A 15,257-nucleotide genomic window follows, 5' to 3' on the forward strand; every position below is an offset into this window, starting at 1 on the left:
TCGTTAGCCGGCCGCGCCGTGCGCCGCCTGCAGGCGTTCGGCGAAACGCGGGGCCGGCACGAAGCCGATGATGCGCCCCTGCGGCACTTCCTTGCCGCTGGCGTCGAACAGGATGATGCCCGGTGGCCCGAACAGGCTGAATTTTTTCATCAGCGCGCGGTCGTCGGCGCTATTGGCCGTCACATCCACCTGGATCAGGCGCATCTTCTTCATCGAGGCGGCCACCGCCGTGTCCGGGAACGTCATCCGTTCCATCTCCTTGCAGGCCACGCACCAGTCGGCGTAGAAGTCGAGCAGCACCGGCGTGCTGGTATCGGCCAGCGCGCGTTCGAGTTCGGCGACGGTGCGGATGCGGGTGAACTGGGGTGCGCTTTCGGCGTGCGCCACGGCCGTGCCGCCACCGCCGCGCAGATGCGCCAGCGGTTGCAGCACATCGCGCCCCGAACTGGCCGCGCCGGCCAGTTCGAACAGGCCCGCCACCAGCATCACCACGCCGAGCGCCTTGCCGGCATACGCACCGGCGCCGCTGTGCGGCGGCAGCGCATGGCCCACGTGCAGGAAGACCGCGCACAAAATCGCAAAGCCGCCCCACAGCGCCATCATCACCTGCACCGGGAACACTGGCGAGACCATCCAGATCGCCACCGCGATGAGCAGCATGCCGAACACTTTCTTGACGCCGTTCATCCAGGCGCCGGCACGCGGCAGCAGGCTGCCAGCGGAGAGGCCCGTGAGCAGCAGTGGCACGCTCATCCCGAGTGCCATCGAAAACAAGGCCCAGCCGCCGATCCAGGCGTTGCCGGTCTGGCTGATGTAGAGCAGCGCGCCGGCCAGGGGGCCAGCCACGCACGGGCCGACGATCAATGCCGACAGCGCGCCCATGATGAACACGCCCACGAAGCGCCCGCCCTGGACCGCGCCACCGGTGCTGGACAGGCGCGATTGCAGGGAGCTTGGCAGCTGCAACTGGTAGACATCGAACATCGACAACGCCAGGCCGACCAGCAACGCGCCGAAGGTCAGCAGCACCCACGGTTTTTGCAGCGCGCCGGCCAGGCCTTCGCCGGCCAGCCCCGCGCCCACGCCAAGCGCGGTGTAGACCAGGGCCATGCCGAGGCAGTAGGCGGCCGCCAGCAGCAGGCCGCGCGAACGCGAGACCGAGCCTTCGCCGACGATGATCGATGACAGGATCGGCACCATCGGCAGCACGCAGGGTGTGAACGACAGCAGAAGGCCGAACAGCAGGAAGGCGCTGCCGATGCGCCACAGGCTGCCGCTTTGCAGGGTGCGCTGGGCCAGGGTGGTGTCGTCTTCAGGGGCGGCGGCTGGCGCCGGCGTCGCTGGAACGGCGGCAGCCGGCGCGGGCGCCTCGGCCTGCGCCGTCAGCACGCCAGGCTTGGCCGGATCGACCAGAAAGGTCTTGGTCATAGGCGCGTAGCACAGGCCGGCGTCGGCGCAGCCCTGGTAGGCCACGTTCAGGGTGAACGGTTTGGCCATGGCGGCCAGCGTCACATCGAGCTGGCCGGCGTAGGTTTCCATCTCCTTGTTGAAGTTCTCGTCGAACTTGCGGATACCGGCCGGCAGCGCTGGCGCGGCAACCGGGTCCTGGCCGGCGGCGCTGGTAAAACCGAGGCGGTCGCGGTACAGGTGGTAGCCGGGCGGGATGGCCCAGCGCAGGGCCACAGCGCCGTCAGCGCGCACTTCGGTGCGCAGCACGAAGGCCAGTTCGGGATCGAGGAAGTCGTCGGCCGCAGCGGCCTTGCCCGCCCAGCCGCTCAGGGCAAGCACGGCGAGCATGGCGAGCATGGCGAGCAAGGACAGCAGCCATCTGAGGAAAGGTGCGGATGTCATGGTGGTTCTCCAGTAGTTTGATTCGGGGTGAAGCGTGTTACACATCCTTGCGGAAGCACTGGCCTTGCTGGTCGATGGCCAGGTAGGCCATGCCGGATTGATCGAGGAAGGCCAGGCCGTCTTCCCGCATCAGCATGGCGATGGTGGAACAGCTGCCGGCGGCAATCGCCAGCGGGCCGAGCACGCTGACCGAGCGCCAGTGCGAGACCGGCATGCCGCTGCGCGGATCGAGCACGTGGCAGTAGCGCGTGCCGGCGACGTCGATGAAGCGCTCGTAGTCGCCGCTGGTCGCCAGCGCGCCGCTGGCGATCGGGATCGCCGCCGCCAGGCCTGCGGCGTCGCGCGGGTCCTGCACGCCGATCGACCATGGCGCGCCATCGGGCTGCGGGCCGATGATGCGCAGGTCGCCGCCCAGGTTGACGTAACCGTGGCGCACGCCGCTTGCCAGCAGCAGCGCGGCGGCGCGGTCGGCGGCATACTCCTTGCCGAAACCGCCGAAGTCGATCTCCATGCCGGCCTGCCCCAGGCGAATGGCGCCGTTGGCGCGCTCCACATGACACCAGCCGACCAGCGGCAGCAGCGCATCGAGGGTCGCCTGCGCCGGCAGCACGGGACGGCGAAAGTCCCAGGCGCGCCGCAACACGCCCGAGGTGATGTCGAACAGGCCGCCGCTGCCGGCGTGCAGCACGCCGGCGTAGTCCAGCAGGGCGTTGGTCTCGTCGTCGCAGGGCAGCGCATCTTGCCCGGCGGCGGCGTTGATGCGCGCGATGACGCTGTCGGCCCGGTAGCGCGAATAGGTGCGCTCGATGCGCCGCACCTCGTCGATGGCCACCTGCGCCAGCGCCGCGCCGTCGACACCGGCATCGATACCTGGCGGCAGCGCCAGGCGCAGCTCGCAGCGGCTGGCCATGGCCTCGAACGGGAACGCGTGCACGTCCATTACCACTGCCGCGTGAGGCCCAGCTGGATGCTGTGGGCACGCAGCGGTTCCAGGCCCGGGCTGCCCTTGTCGAACAGGCGCCAGCTGCCGCGCTGCTGGTAGGCCTCGAGCTTGACGTCGACGATCCAGTCGCGGCTCAACTGCTTCGCGACCTTGATCCCGAGCGTCACCGCGCCAAAGCCCGACAGGCGCTGGTCGGCCGACGACAGCGCATCGGGCTTGCTCTCGTATCCGGGCCGGAACGGCTCGCCCAGCACGCCGTCGTACACCGGATCGAAGTGAAACCGCGCCGCGCGTTGCGAATACAGGCGCGCCGACGGCGTGATTGACCAGCCCTGGCCGACCGGCTGCACGTACTCGCCCCCGAAGGTGTGGGCGCGGATGCCGTAGGTATCGGTGTAGTAGCGGTACGACAGGCGGCTGGTGCCCCCGGTTGCCGTGTAATGGTGGTTCCAGCGCCCCATGATGGTGCTCTGGTTGCGCTGGCGCGGACGGTTGTCGAAGGCCTTGTACGGGTCCGAAAAGTAGCCGTGGCCCCGGCTGTGGGTCACGCTCAGCTGCGCCACATCGTTCGGCCCCAGCACCTGGGTCACGCCGGCGAGCAGGTTGACGGTCTGGCGCGATTCGTCGCGCACGATGAAGTTGACCGGATTGATCGAATCGTCCGACCCGCCCAGGCCGAGCGAGAAGGTGGTGTTCTTGTCTTCGCTCGACATGGTGCCGGTGACCGACAGGGCGCGCGAGTCGTAGTCATGCTCGGTCGAATAGGCCGCGCCCACGCTGACGCTGCCGCGCGAGAAGTAGCGGGTGACGGCAACGTCGCCGGCCTTGCGGTCGTCGCTCATGCGCGAGGCGCCCGACACCGCCGTGTGGTAACGCGGCGACGCGCCCGAGACATCGTCGGCGGTCAGCGAGCCGGCCACCGACCACACGCCCGCGACCGGGGCGACGAGCGAGATGGAGGGCGCGCGCACGCGGATGCGGTCCATGCTGGACTGGCTTTCTTCGTAACTGAGCAGCTTGACGCTGATCGACGCGTGCTCCGGCGGCGTTTCGGCATGCACCAGGCCTGGCAGCATCAGCGCCGCCGCCAGGATGGCGTGGCCCATGGCCGGAGTGGGTGCGGAAATGATTGGGGTGGTCATATGGTCGTTCATCTCTCAGTTGCAACCGCAGCCGCCGCCGCCGACACCGCTGCCGCCGGACGCCGCCTCGCGGCTGTTGTAAATATGCTCGTTGAAGCGCGCTTCGAGTCCGTCGCCCTCGATCAGCATCTCGGGTTTGGCCAGCGTGCCTTTTTCCCAGGCCTGCACCGGGGTAATGGCCGAACAGCCGGTAGCGCCGGCGGCCAGCGCCGCAACCGCACCGATGCGCAGCACGATCTTGCTCATCATCTTCATTTCTTCACTCCCAGTGCCGCTTTGATTTTCGCTTCCAGTTCCTCGCGGTCGGCCGCCTTGAAGCCGCTATGCTCGAACAGCACCTTGCCGTCCGCGCCAATGAGCACACTGCTCGGCATGCCCTTGACGCCATAGCTGCGCGGGGTGGCGCCGGCCGGATCGAAGCCGATCGCGAACTTTGCCGGCGTGCCCGCCAAAAAGGTGCGCGCGTCTTCGACCTTGGCGTCGACATTGACGCCGACGATCTGCAAACCCTGCGCGCCGTATTTGGCCTGCATCTCGTTCATCCACGGGAACGACTGGCGGCACGGGCCGCACCAGGATGCCCAGAAGTCGACATACACCACCTTGCCGGCGTATTTGTCGAGCTTGACCGCGCCATCCGGTCCCGCGAGGTCGAACGCCGGGGCGGGCTTGCCCGCTTCCAGCGCGCTTGCCGGCGCCGCCAGCAGCGCCAGGACGAGGGACGCGGCGATTGCGCGTGTATTGCGTTTGAAGTTGATCATAGCGGTTCCGTAAAGTAGATTGATCATGACTGCGCCGGATTGCGACGACGCCAGAAAAGGACACCGGCCGCCAGCAGCGCCAGCAAGGCCAGCATCGGATCCGTGCCATCGCGTACGGACGAACAGCCGCCGCCGCCCTGGTTCTGCGCCGGGGCCGCGTTGGCGTTGGGCGGGACAGCCGCAGCCTGGCCGGCCAGTGCGATGGTCCAGCTGCCGCCGCCATCGGCCTGCAGCACGACGCTGCCGTTGCTGGCGCCCGCGGCGGCTGGGGTGTAGCCGATCACCAGGTCGCACGATGCACCCGGTTGCAGCGCAAACGGCAAAGCCGCGCAGCCGCTGGCGTCATTCACGCGCGCAAACGGCCCGCTGAAGGTCGCCGCCGACAGGTTGATGGCGGCGGTGCCGGCGTTACTGAGCGTGAAACGTTTGGACGCCGCGCTGGAACCGAAGTCGAACGACTGCGGCGTGAGCGTGAGCGCGGGCGCCGCCGCGATGGCGGTGCCGGTGCCGCTCAAAGGCAGCGAAAACTGGGTGCCGCCGTCGGTCACCAGCAGCAGGTTGGCAAGCCGCGCGCCCGGAGCGCCCGGCTTGAAGCTGGTCTCGATGGTGCAGCTGCCCGCCGGACTGACGGCACCGTTGACCGCGCACGAGCCGCCGAGGACAAAGTCGCCGCCGTTGGCGCCGTCGATCACCAGGGTGGCGATGGTCAGTGCCGCCGTACCGGGATTGCGCAGCACCGTCGTGTGCGGCGCTGCGCTTTTACCGACCTCGATTTCGCCAAAACCAATCGGACCGGCATCCGACACTGTGGGCGAGGCGACTGCGGCGGTGGTGCCGGCGCCGCTCAGGGCCACCTGCACGGCGCCGCCGTTGAAGGTGGCTACCAGGGTCGCCGCGAACGCGCCTTTGGCCGACGGTGCGAACAACACCGGCACGCTGCAAGTGGCGCCAGGCACCAGCGCCGTGGCGCAGTGACTGCCCGGCGCCACGCTGAACCCGGCCGCGCCATTGACGGCGAGCGACGAGAAGGTCAGCACCACGTTGCCGGTATTGGTCAGCGTGACGTTCTGCGTGGCGGCCGCGCTGCCGATGGTCTGGCTGCCGAAGGCCAGCACGTTCGGTGTGGCGCCGGCCGCCGCTGTGGCGCTGGCGCCGCTGCCGGCCAGGCCGATGGTGACGTTGCCGTTGGCGGCATTCGAGGCCACCGTCAGGTTGCCGGTAAAGGCGCCGCTGGCGGTGGGCTGCGCCGCCACCGTCAGCGCGCAACTGGCGCCGCCGGCCAGCGGTTTGCTCACCGCGCAGTCGCCGCCGAGCGTGAAGACGGCGCCGTTGGCGCCCGCCAGCGCGATGCTGCTGAAGGTCAGGGCGCTCTGGCCGCTGTTATTGAGCGTGATGCTTTGCGGGGCCGATGGCGTATTGGTGGCCAGCGCGCCGAAGTTGATGCTGGTGGCCGAGACGCCAATGGTGGCCTGGGGCGCCGCGCTGCCGGTGCCGCTCAGCGCCACGCTGCTGCTGCCGCCGGTGCCGTTGTGGGCCACCGCCAGGCTGGCGCTGCGCGCGCCGGCGACGCTCGGCTTGAAGCTGACCAGCACCGTGCAGTTGGCGCCCGCCGCCACCGCGCCGCCGGGCGCGCAGGTGCCGCCGGCGATGCTGAAGTCGGCCGCCGCCGCCCCGGTCACGCCGATGGTATCGATATTGAGCGCGCCCGACCCTGTATTGGCCAGAGTGGCGGCGAGGGGACTGCTGGCCTGACCAAGGACCGTGCCGCTGAAGGCCAGGCTGGCGGGATTGAGACTGGCCGCCGGCGCCGCGCCCACGCCCGGGTTGCCGATAAAGGCCGCAAGGTCGGCCAGGTCGACATCCGACAATTTGCCGGCGTAGATATTGCCCATGCCGCCCTTGTTGGCGGCCATCGCCGCGCTGATGGCGGCCGGATTATCGGCCGCGCTCAGGATTTTGCTGACGTTGGCGGTCGGCGAGGCGGTATGGCAGCGCGCGCAAGCGGTGCCGCCGCCGGCCGGGCCGTTCAGGTACAGCGTCTTGCCGTGCAGGGCGTCGGCCGCGTGGGCCTGGCCCATTGCCAGCAAGGCGCACAGACCGGCGCCGCGCAGATGATGCCGCAGGCCGGATTGGTTCAGTCGAAATCCTGTCATTGCTACTCCTGGTTGATACCTGGTTAATGTTAAAAGTAGATGCTGAAACTGCAAAAACCCAGTGCGACACCGTTACACAGCGCGTGCACCAGTGCGCACAGCCGCCAGTCGCGCCAGCGGCGGTAAATCAGTCCGAATGCCAGTCCGGGCAGGAACACCGCCGCCATGGCTTGTGCGCCCGACATCAGGTGCAGCAGGCTGAAGGCCAAAGCGGGCAAGCCCAGCACCAAGACCGTCGGGCTTGGGCGCCGCGTCAGCCATTCCTGCAGGCCGGCGCGCACGATGCATTCCTCCAGCAGCGGCGCGAGCAGCAACAGCCGGAACAGGCTGGCGGCCGAGTGATCGAGAAGCGAGGGGCCGCACAGGGCAAACAAAATGCTGATCCTTCAGTGGTAACGATGCATTGTTCGGTCTTATTGAACGGTCAATACGGGCTCATCCACAAAAGGTTCAATGCTTTTGAAAAAATTTTTGTAAAAATTGCCACGTGTAGAATCAGCGGCGGGACCGGAGCAACATATTTTTTTCTCGGCAGCATGAACCTTTTCGCTTCGGGCAAGTATTCACCGCAGTAGCAGAGAACATCGTGGAGAACATCGCAGCATGCTTAAACAATGGAGAGCGCGTTTCGGGGGTACGCCGGCCGCACCGGCCGCACCGGCCGACACCGGCGACACCGCCTTGATTGCCCTGATCGCGGGCGGGGACCGGGACGCCTTCCAGGCGCTGTACCGCAAGTACTTCGGGCGGCTGGCGCGCTTTTTGGACCGGATGGTGCGCAACGGCGCCCTGATCGAGGAGATCGTCAACGACGCCATGCTGGTGGTGTGGCAGAAGGCGCACACGTTCGACCACACCTGCAAGGTGTCGACCTGGGTGTTCGCCATCGCCTACCGCCAGGGACTGAAGGCGGTGAACATGCGCGACGAGCCGGTGGAGTCGAATTTTGAGCTGGAGGCGGGCGACCCGCGCCAGGAACCGGAGCAGGCCCTCGCGCAGCAGCAGTTGCAGCAGGGCGTGGGCGAAGCGCTCAAGGCGCTCTCGCTCGAACAGCGGGTGGTCGTCACCCTGACCTATTACCACGACATGGGCTACCAGGAAATCGCCGAGACGATGGGATGCCCGGTCAATACCGTCAAGACGCGGATGTTTCATGCGCGGCAGCGCCTCAGGGTGCTGCTGTCCGCACATCAGGAGGAACCGTTATGAACCTGAACCAAGAACCGACCGGCGCATCGCACCAGGCGATGCGCGATTTGCTGCCGTGGTTTGCCAACGGCACCCTGGAAGAGACCGAAGCGGAACCGGTGCGCGCGCACCTTCAGCACTGCGCGCAGTGCGCCGGCGAGGTCGCATGGCAGCGCCAGTTGCATGCGGCGCCGGCCGAACCGCCCGGCCTCGATCCGGAGCGCGCACTGGCGCGCCTGATGCCGCGCCTCGGCCCCCAGGCGAGTGCGGCGCCTTCCAAGGTATCCGGCCTGCGCGCCTGGTTCGGCAACGGCTGGATGCCGTGGGCGCTGGCGGGGCAATGCGCCTTGATCACCGTGCTGGCGATCCAGATGATTGCGCCGGTGGGCAAGGGGGAGGCCTACCAGGCCTTGAGTGACGGCGCACCCGCGCCGGCCGGCACCATCGTCGTGATATTCCGGCCCGACGCCAGCCTGCGCGAGGTGCAGCGCACCTTGCAGGCCAGCGGCGCGCGCGTGGTCGACGGCCCGACCGTCAGCGGCGCCTTTGTCCTGAGCGCGCCGCCGGGCGAGCAATCGAACGCGCTTGCCGTGCTGCGCGCCGACGCCGGCGTGCAACTGGCCGAGTCGCTCACGCCGCGGAGCGCACCGTGATGCGCCTGCTGGTGTTGGCGCTGCTGCTCCTGGCGGCGCTCACCGGCCGCGCCCAGGAGGCGGCCCCGGCACAGGCGGAGGTGCGCCAGATCCTGGTGATGCTGCATTTGCCGGCGCCGCACTTCCGGCCCGACGCCGCCTACGGCGCCAACTACCGCGACGACGCCGGGCGCCTGGCGCGGCGCCGCATCGCCGAAGCGCTGGCGCGCGAACATGGCCTGACCATCCTCGAAGGCTGGCCCATGCCGGCCCTGAACGTGGACTGCTACCGCATGGCCGAACCGGCCGGCGCCGAGCCGGGCAAGATCGTCGAAGCGCTCTCGCGCGACGCCCGGGTCGACTGGGCGCAATCGATCAACACCTTCTCGGCCCAGGCCAGCGACCCGCTGTACCCGGTGCAGCCGGCCGCGCTGCAGTGGCAGCTGGGCGAAGTACGCAAGGCCGCCACCGGGCGCAAGGTGCTGGTGGCGGTGATCGACAGCGGCGTCGAAAGCGACCATCCCGACCTGGCCGGGCAGGTCGCCTTCCAGGAGAATTTCGTGGACGGCCAGGCATATGCCGCCGAGACCCACGGCACCGGCGTGGCCGGGGTGATCGCCGCGCTGGCCGGCAATGGCGTGGGGATCGAAGGCGTGGCGCCGGACGCGCGCCTGATGGCCTTGCGGGCATGCTGGCAAGTGGCTGGCGGGGCCACCCGCTGCAACAGCTTCACGCTGGCCAAGGCGATCAATTTCGCGCTGATGCACGGGGCGCAGGTGATCAACCTGAGTCTGTCGGGACCGTCCGACCGACTGCTGCGCGAACTGATCGACGTCGCCTGCGCGCGCGGCGTGCGGGTGGTCGGCGCGGTGGACGCGGCCAGCGCCGACGGCGGTTTTCCTGCCTCGCATCCTGGCGTGTTCGCGGTGGCGGCCGACAGCAGCCGGCAGATGAACGCGCACGTGCTGATGGCGCCCGGGCGCGACATCCCGACGGCGGCGCCTGGGGCGCGCTGGGGCATGGTCTCGGGGTCGTCCTATTCAGCGGCGCATATCTCTGGCATGATGGCCGTGCTGAGCGAGCTGCGTCCCGGGCTCACCTTGCCGCAGGTCCGCTCGAGCATCGTGCTCCAGCCGGGAGGCATCAACCTTTGCGCCACCGTCACCCGCCTCACAGGAAAATGTACATGCGTCTGCGTCGAGGTCACGCCGCCCAAGATTGTCCGCCTGCCCTGAACGCCGCCGCGCGCGGAGCGGCCCTTGCGTAGATGCCGGTTTGCGCTCGCACTGGCGTGCTGCCTCGCGGGCGGCAACGCCTGCGCCCAGGCCAGCGGCAGCGTGTCGCTGGTTTCCGACTATTATTATCGGGGCGTCGGCTACAGCAAGGGCGACCCGGTGGCCCAGTTCAACCTCTCGTTCGACACCCGCAGCGGCTTTTATGCAGGCACGTTTGCGTCGCAGCTCAAAATGAGCGGCACGCCGCACGGCGTGTACGCGATCGGCTACGCCGGCTATGCGCGGCGCATGACGGCGGGGCCGTCGTGGGAAGTAGGGGCGTCGAACCACACCTTTTCCAGCATGTCGGCCCTGAACTACCGCGAAGTGTATGCGGGGCTGGGCGGCGACCGGCTCAGTGGCAGGGTGTCGTATTCGTCGGCCTACCTGGGCACCAGCATGCGCACGGTGTACGGGGAACTCAATGGCGGCGTGGCGCTGACCGACGATGTGGGCTTGTTCGCGCGGGTCGGCTACCTGCGCCCGGTATCAAAGGTGCCGCGCTACACCTCCGGCGCGCGCGCCGACGCACGGATCGGCGTGAGCATGAGCATCGAGGCCTGGAAAATGCAGGCCGCGTGGGACGCGCTGCACGCGGAGCGGGGCGCCTACGCGCGCTCGAGCGGCAGTATCGGCTCGCGCAACGGGCTGGTGCTCACCCTCGGCCGCTCGTTCTGATCCGCCCCTTCGCCTGGTGTCAGGTCTGACATTCGGACACGAGCTGATCCTTAAGTACAACTACACAGCCATTTATAGTTGAGCCCGTGTCCGAATGTCAGACCTGACACCGGGGTGGGAAAAAGAAAAAGGGCCTGAAGATTTCTCTACAGGCCCTTCGTCTTACGAATTTTGGTGCGGCTGGCAGGAATTGAACCCACGACCCCTTGGTTCGTAGCCAAGTACTCTATCCAGCTGAGCTACAGCCGCGCTTAAGCAAATATTATAGCAGTGCGCGATGGCTTTGCCAAATCTTCTCACGCATTTCTTTTGAAAATACCGAACAAGCAAACAGTAGGGCAAAGAAAAAGGGCCTGGAGATCTCTCTACAGGCCCTTCGTCTTACGAATTTTGGTGCGGCTGGCAGGAATTGAACCCACGACCCCTTGGTTCGTAGCCAAGTACTCTATCCAACTGAGCTACAGCCGCTTAGGCAACTATTATAGCAGCTTCACCTTGTTTCCGGAACCTTGTTTTACTGGCGCCTGTCGCTCGGTGCTTCTACTATTCTCCAGATCGCTTGCATTTCCGAAGAAGGCGCTATTGTAGTGGCGCCTTCGCCGTTTGTCCAGAGGGCAAACGGAAAGGGGCGCCCGGCAAGTAATTTTCACCCCGGGCCGGCCATCTGTTAGATTACTCCTATTGCTGCGTGGAATGCTCATGATGCTTCGTTTGACGACCCGACCGAACGCGACACTGTTCCGGCTGGCCCTTGCCTGGCTGCTGGGCGTGGCGTGCGTGGGGACGGCGCTGGCCGCGCCCATGCGCAGCCTGCGCTTCGAGCATATCGGGCTCGAACAGGGCTTGTCGCAGGAGTCGGTGCAGAGCATCCTGCAGGACCGCCAGGGCTTCATGTGGTTCGGCACCCAGGCGGGCCTGAACCGCTACGACGGTTACCGCATGACCGTCTTCAAGAACGATCCCGCCGATCCGGACAGCATCGCCGACAATTACATCTCCGCCTCGTTCGAGGACGACCAGGGCCGCCTGTGGTTCGGCACCAAGGGCGGCTTGATCCGCTACGACCGCGCCACCCGCAAATTCATCCGCTACGCCAGCGCCGTCAACGCGGCCGACGGCATGAACAATCGCGTGGTCTCTGCCATCGTGGCCGACGGCGGCGGCGGCTTGTGGCTGGCCACCGGCGAAGGACTCAAGCACTTCGACCCGGCCAGCGCGCGCTTTGCCACGCTGCGCCACGATCCGGGCGACGCCACCAGCCTATCCGACGACCGCGTCAACGCGCTGGTGCGCGATACCGACGGCAGTCTGTGGGTGGCGACCGCGCGTGGGCTGGATCGGCTGGCACGCGGCGCACAGCGCTTCGAGCGCTTTACGATCGCCTCGGGCGGCGACGCCCGGCGTAGCGACGCCCGGCGCAATCAAGTGCTCTCGCTCTCGCTCGGCGCCAACCGCACCTTATGGGTCGGCACCGGCGCCGGGCTCGAAGCGTGGCAGCTGGGCGCGGCGCAGCCGGCGCGGCGCCAGTTCGGCGCGGCCGACGGCATCGGCGCGGTGCGCGTGCAGTCGTTGTATCACGACGCGAAGGGCAACCTGTGGGTCGGCACCGAACTCGATGGCCTGTTCTTGCGCGACCCCGCCAGCGGCGCATTCGTGAGCTACCGGCACCAGCCGCTCGACCGCCATTCGCTGTCGGACAACCGCATTGCGGCCAGTTTCCTCGACCGCAGCGGCACCCTCTGGGTCGGCAGCTGGTTCGGCGGCGTGAACCGGGTCGACATCGCCAGCGGCGGTTTCAACCGGCTCGCGCACGCGCCGGACGACCCGGCCAGCCTCAGTTCCAACAAGGTCCGGGCGCTGGCGCCGGACGGTCATGGCACGCTCTGGCTCGGCACCACCGGCGGCGGCGTCAACAAGGTCGACCTGCAAAAGGGCAGCGTTACCCGCCTGCGCGCGGGTGAGCTGGTGACGGCGCTGGCGGTCGGGGGCGAGCGCGTCTGGGTCGGCACGCCCACCGGCCTGTCGTCGATGGACAAGGAGGGCGGCCACGTCACGCCGCTGCCGCTCGGCGGCGACGCCAACGCCTCGTATATCCAGCGCCTGCTGATCGACCGCGCCGGCAAGCTGTGGATCGTCACGCGCGGCGGCGTGGTGCGCTACGATCCGGCCAGCGACACCCGGATCGGCTGGCGCCACGATCAGCACAATCCGCACAGCCTGGGCGAGAACCACGGCTTTGCGATCGTGGAAGACCAGCGCGGCATCATCTGGATCGGCACCGACAACGGCCTCGAACGGCTCGACCCGGCCACCAGCCGCTTTACCCATTACCGCTACGACCCGGCCGATGCGGCCAGCCTGCGCCACAGCCGCATCTATTATCTGTTCGAGTCGCGCGCGGGCCAGCTGTGGGTAGGCACCGCGGGCGGCCTGCACCGGGTCGAGCCTGGGGCCGACGGCAAGGTGCGCTTTCGCTTTTATGATCTTAACGGCACTGGCGCCGCCGACCCCATCGGCGGCATCGTGGAAGACGACGCCGGCATGCTGTGGGTGAGCAGCACCGCCGGCCTGGCGCGGCTGGACCCGTCCAATGGCCAGGTCAAGCACTACACCGCCAGGGATGGCCTGACCGATGGTTCGTATTTCGTCGGCGCGGCCGCGCGCAGCGGCGACGGCAGCCTGCACTTCGGCGGCATCAACGGCCTGACCTCGTTCCGTCCCGAGGCGATCCGCGAAAATCCCTACCCGCCGGCGGTCATGATCACCGATTTCCTGATCTTCAACCGTCCGCTGCGCGCCGGCCAGCAGCTTGGCGACGCCACCTTCAAAGGCGCCATCGAAGACGCCCGCGAGATCACGCTGTCGTACCGCGATTCGGTGCTCTCGCTCGAATTCGCGGCCCTGCATTTTGCCGACCCCCAGCGCAACCGCTACCTGTACCAGCTCGAAGGCTTCGACCAGGGATGGGTCAGCACCGACGCCGGCAAGCGCTTCGCCACCTATACCAATCTCGATCCGGGACGGTATGTGTTCCGCGTCAGGGCCAGCAACAAGGACGGCGTGTGGAACGAGGCGCCGACCGCGCTGGCCATCACGATTACGCCGCCGGCCTGGAAAACCTGGTGGTTCCGCCTTGCGCTGGCGGCGCTGGTGGCGGGCATCGGCTATGCGCTGCTGCGCCTGCGGGTGCGCGCGCTGGTGCAGCAAAAATCCCTGCTCGAGCGCCTGGTCGGCTCGCGCACGGCGGAACTGCGGCTGCAAAAGGATTCGGTCGAACGCCAGAAAGTGGAAGTCGAGCAGGCGCACCGCAATATCGCGCTCCTGAGCGACATCGGCCGCAAGCTGACCGCCAAACTCGATAGCGAGTCGATCATGCTGATGTTGTACGCCCACGTCAATGAGCTGATGGATGCGAGCGTGTTCGGCATCGGCCTGTATCGGCCGGAGCGCGCCTGTATCGACTATCCGTTCGCGATGGAGGGTGGCAAGCGCTATTTGCCGTATTCGCGCAGCATGGACCAGCCGAACCAGCTGGCGGTATGGTGCATCGCCAACGAGCGCGAGGTGTTCATCAATGACCTGGAGAAGGAGTACGGCAATTACATCGGCGACCTGCTGCTCACTTCCAGCGAAGAGAACCTGGGCACGCTCGAAGACGGCTCGCTGCCGACCACGCCGCGTTCGCTGCTGTATGTGCCGATCGCGGTCAACGGCCGCATGCTGGGCGTGGTGTCGGTGCACAGCTATGCGACCAATGCCTACGAACGCATTCACCTCGACATGCTGCGCACGCTGGCGTCCTACGTCGGCGTGGCGTTCGACAATGCTGACGCCTACCGCCAGCTCCAGAGCACCCAGGCGCAGCTGGTCGCGCAGGAAAAGCTGGCGGCACTCGGCTCGCTGGTGGCCGGAGTGGCGCACGAACTCAATACCCCGATCGGCAACAGCCTGCTGATGGCCAGCACCTTGCAGGAGAAAACCAGCGCGATCGCCGAGAAGTTCGACGGCGCCACCATCCGCCGCTCCGACCTGAAGGTGTTCATCGATGCGTCGCAGGAGGCGTCGGAGCTGATCATGCGCAGTTTGTTCAACGCGGCCGACCTGCTCAACAGCTTCAAGCAGGTGGCGGTGGACCAGGCCAGCGCGCATCGGCGCCGCTTCGACCTCGAACAGGCCGCGCACGAAATCGTGGCCACCATGATGAACCAGGTGCGCAAGGCCGGCCATACGCTCACGCTGGCGGTGGAACCAGGCATCGAGATGGAGAGCTACCCGGGACCGTTCGGGCAGGTGATGATCAACCTGATTAACAACGCCTTGCTGCATGCGTTTGAAGGGCGCATCGGCGGCGCGATCACGGTCACGGCCGGCCGGCAAGGGACGGAGCGGGTGCAACTGGTGTTCGTCGATGACGGTGTCGGCATTCCGATCGAGCACCAGGCGCGCATTTTCGATCCGTTTTTCACGACCAAGATGGGGCAGGGCGGGTCCGGCCTGGGCCTCAATATCACGTACAACATCGTCACGTCGCTGCTGGAAGGGAGTATTCGCGTCGAAAGCGGCGCGGGACGCGGCACCACGTTCTTCATCGACCTGCCGCTCAGGGTGGCGGCGTAGGCGAACACACACAGGGAG

12 protein-coding genes and 2 tRNA genes are annotated in these 15,257 nt (G+C 67.3%); 5 read left to right on the forward strand and 9 right to left on the reverse strand.

Translation table 11 applies throughout. The features are described 5' to 3' along the window. Positions 1-3 precede the first annotated feature (3 nt). Genes dsbD through mrtJ form a run of 7 tightly spaced genes read right to left on the reverse strand, consistent with a single transcriptional unit; the run spans position 4 to position 7,224 of the window. Complete coding sequence (dsbD, locus tag F2P46_RS01305; protein WP_166884507.1) at positions 4-1,851, reverse strand: protein-disulfide reductase DsbD; 1,848 nt, start codon at positions 1,849-1,851, stop codon at positions 4-6. A gap of 37 nt (positions 1,852-1,888) precedes the next feature. Continuing rightward, positions 1,889-2,791: an FAD:protein FMN transferase gene (locus F2P46_RS01310; RefSeq protein WP_166884509.1), complete on the reverse strand. Its 903-nt coding sequence runs from the start codon at positions 2,789-2,791 to the stop codon at positions 1,889-1,891. Continuing rightward, on the reverse strand, positions 2,791-3,936 hold the full coding sequence (locus F2P46_RS01315; protein WP_166884510.1) for a DUF3570 domain-containing protein: 1,146 nt from the start codon (positions 3,934-3,936) through the stop codon (positions 2,791-2,793). Before F2P46_RS01315 ends, F2P46_RS01310 begins: the two co-directional genes overlap by 1 nt. A 15-nt stretch (positions 3,937-3,951) precedes the next feature. Beyond that, on the reverse strand, positions 3,952-4,191 hold the full coding sequence (locus F2P46_RS01320; RefSeq protein ID WP_306667661.1) for a DUF4266 domain-containing protein: 240 nt from the start codon (positions 4,189-4,191) through the stop codon (positions 3,952-3,954). Then, positions 4,188-4,697 (reverse strand): TlpA disulfide reductase family protein, encoded by a 510-nt coding sequence (locus F2P46_RS01325; RefSeq protein ID WP_166884512.1) that lies wholly within the window; start codon positions 4,695-4,697, stop codon positions 4,188-4,190. The genes F2P46_RS01320 and F2P46_RS01325 overlap by 4 nt, the downstream gene beginning before the upstream one ends. A 23-nt stretch (positions 4,698-4,720) precedes the next feature. Then, positions 4,721-6,850 (reverse strand): choice-of-anchor D domain-containing protein, encoded by a 2,130-nt coding sequence (locus F2P46_RS01330; RefSeq protein ID WP_229508927.1) that lies wholly within the window; start codon positions 6,848-6,850, stop codon positions 4,721-4,723. A 29-nt stretch (positions 6,851-6,879) separates the two neighbouring features. After that, entirely contained in the window at positions 6,880-7,224 is a 345-nt protein-coding gene (gene mrtJ / locus F2P46_RS01335; protein WP_229508929.1) for a JDVT-CTERM system glutamic-type intramembrane protease, read from the reverse strand. A 229-nt stretch (positions 7,225-7,453) separates the two neighbouring features. On the opposite strand from mrtJ, the gene F2P46_RS01340 reads away from it, so the two are divergent. The 4 genes from F2P46_RS01340 to F2P46_RS01355 are packed head-to-tail and all read left to right on the forward strand — an operon-like array spanning position 7,454 to position 10,622. Further along, entirely contained in the window at positions 7,454-8,059 is a 606-nt protein-coding gene (locus tag F2P46_RS01340) for an RNA polymerase sigma factor (protein WP_166884514.1), read from the forward strand. Then, complete coding sequence (locus F2P46_RS01345) at positions 8,056-8,691, forward strand: zf-HC2 domain-containing protein (RefSeq protein ID WP_166884516.1); 636 nt, start codon at positions 8,056-8,058, stop codon at positions 8,689-8,691. Before F2P46_RS01340 ends, F2P46_RS01345 begins: the two co-directional genes overlap by 4 nt. After that, the gene (locus F2P46_RS01350) at positions 8,691-9,905 is read left to right on the forward strand and encodes a S8 family serine peptidase (protein WP_166884713.1); all 1,215 of its coding nucleotides are present in this window, start codon (positions 8,691-8,693) and stop codon (positions 9,903-9,905) included. The genes F2P46_RS01345 and F2P46_RS01350 overlap by 1 nt, the downstream gene beginning before the upstream one ends. A 24-nt stretch (positions 9,906-9,929) precedes the next feature. Next, the gene (locus F2P46_RS01355) at positions 9,930-10,622 is read left to right on the forward strand and encodes a TorF family putative porin (RefSeq protein ID WP_166884518.1); all 693 of its coding nucleotides are present in this window, start codon (positions 9,930-9,932) and stop codon (positions 10,620-10,622) included. Positions 10,623-10,794: 172 nt separating this feature from the next. On the opposite strand, the gene F2P46_RS01360 is transcribed toward F2P46_RS01355, so the two are convergent. Together F2P46_RS01360 and F2P46_RS01365 are read right to left on the reverse strand one after the other, a co-directional pair. Then, positions 10,795-10,871: transfer RNA gene (locus F2P46_RS01360), tRNA-Arg, on the reverse strand. Between the two features lie 142 nt (positions 10,872-11,013). Then, positions 11,014-11,090: transfer RNA gene (locus F2P46_RS01365), tRNA-Arg, on the reverse strand. A gap of 231 nt (positions 11,091-11,321) precedes the next feature. Here F2P46_RS01365 and F2P46_RS01370 point away from each other — a divergent pair. Then, positions 11,322-15,239 (forward strand): two-component regulator propeller domain-containing protein, encoded by a 3,918-nt coding sequence (locus tag F2P46_RS01370; protein ID WP_229508931.1) that lies wholly within the window; start codon positions 11,322-11,324, stop codon positions 15,237-15,239. Positions 15,240-15,257: the final 18 nt, after the last annotated feature.

Source organism: Massilia sp. CCM 8734, from assembly GCF_011682155.1.
GTDB classification, from domain to species: domain Bacteria; phylum Pseudomonadota; class Gammaproteobacteria; order Burkholderiales; family Burkholderiaceae_D; genus Telluria_A; species Telluria_A rubra.

Bases quoted from the DNA above. Each gene is read 5' to 3' on its own strand.
- dsbD (WP_166884507.1), bottom strand. From the start codon at position 1,851: ATGACATCCGCACCTTTCCTCAGATGGCTGCTGTCCTTGCTCGCCATG.
- F2P46_RS01310 (WP_166884509.1), bottom strand. From the start codon at position 2,791: ATGGACGTGCACGCGTTCCCGTTCGAGGCCATGGCCAGCCGCTGCGAG.
- F2P46_RS01315 (WP_166884510.1), bottom strand. From the start codon at position 3,936: ATGACCACCCCAATCATTTCCGCACCCACTCCGGCCATGGGCCACGCC.
- F2P46_RS01320 (WP_306667661.1), bottom strand. From the start codon at position 4,191: ATGAAGATGATGAGCAAGATCGTGCTGCGCATCGGTGCGGTTGCGGCG.
- F2P46_RS01325 (WP_166884512.1), bottom strand. From the start codon at position 4,697: ATGATCAACTTCAAACGCAATACACGCGCAATCGCCGCGTCCCTCGTC.
- F2P46_RS01330 (WP_229508927.1), bottom strand. From the start codon at position 6,850: ATGACAGGATTTCGACTGAACCAATCCGGCCTGCGGCATCATCTGCGC.
- F2P46_RS01340 (WP_166884514.1), top strand. From the start codon at position 7,454: ATGCTTAAACAATGGAGAGCGCGTTTCGGGGGTACGCCGGCCGCACCG.
- F2P46_RS01345 (WP_166884516.1), top strand. From the start codon at position 8,056: ATGAACCTGAACCAAGAACCGACCGGCGCATCGCACCAGGCGATGCGC.
- F2P46_RS01350 (WP_166884713.1), top strand. From the start codon at position 8,691: ATGCGCCTGCTGGTGTTGGCGCTGCTGCTCCTGGCGGCGCTCACCGGC.
- F2P46_RS01370 (WP_229508931.1), top strand. From the start codon at position 11,322: ATGATGCTTCGTTTGACGACCCGACCGAACGCGACACTGTTCCGGCTG.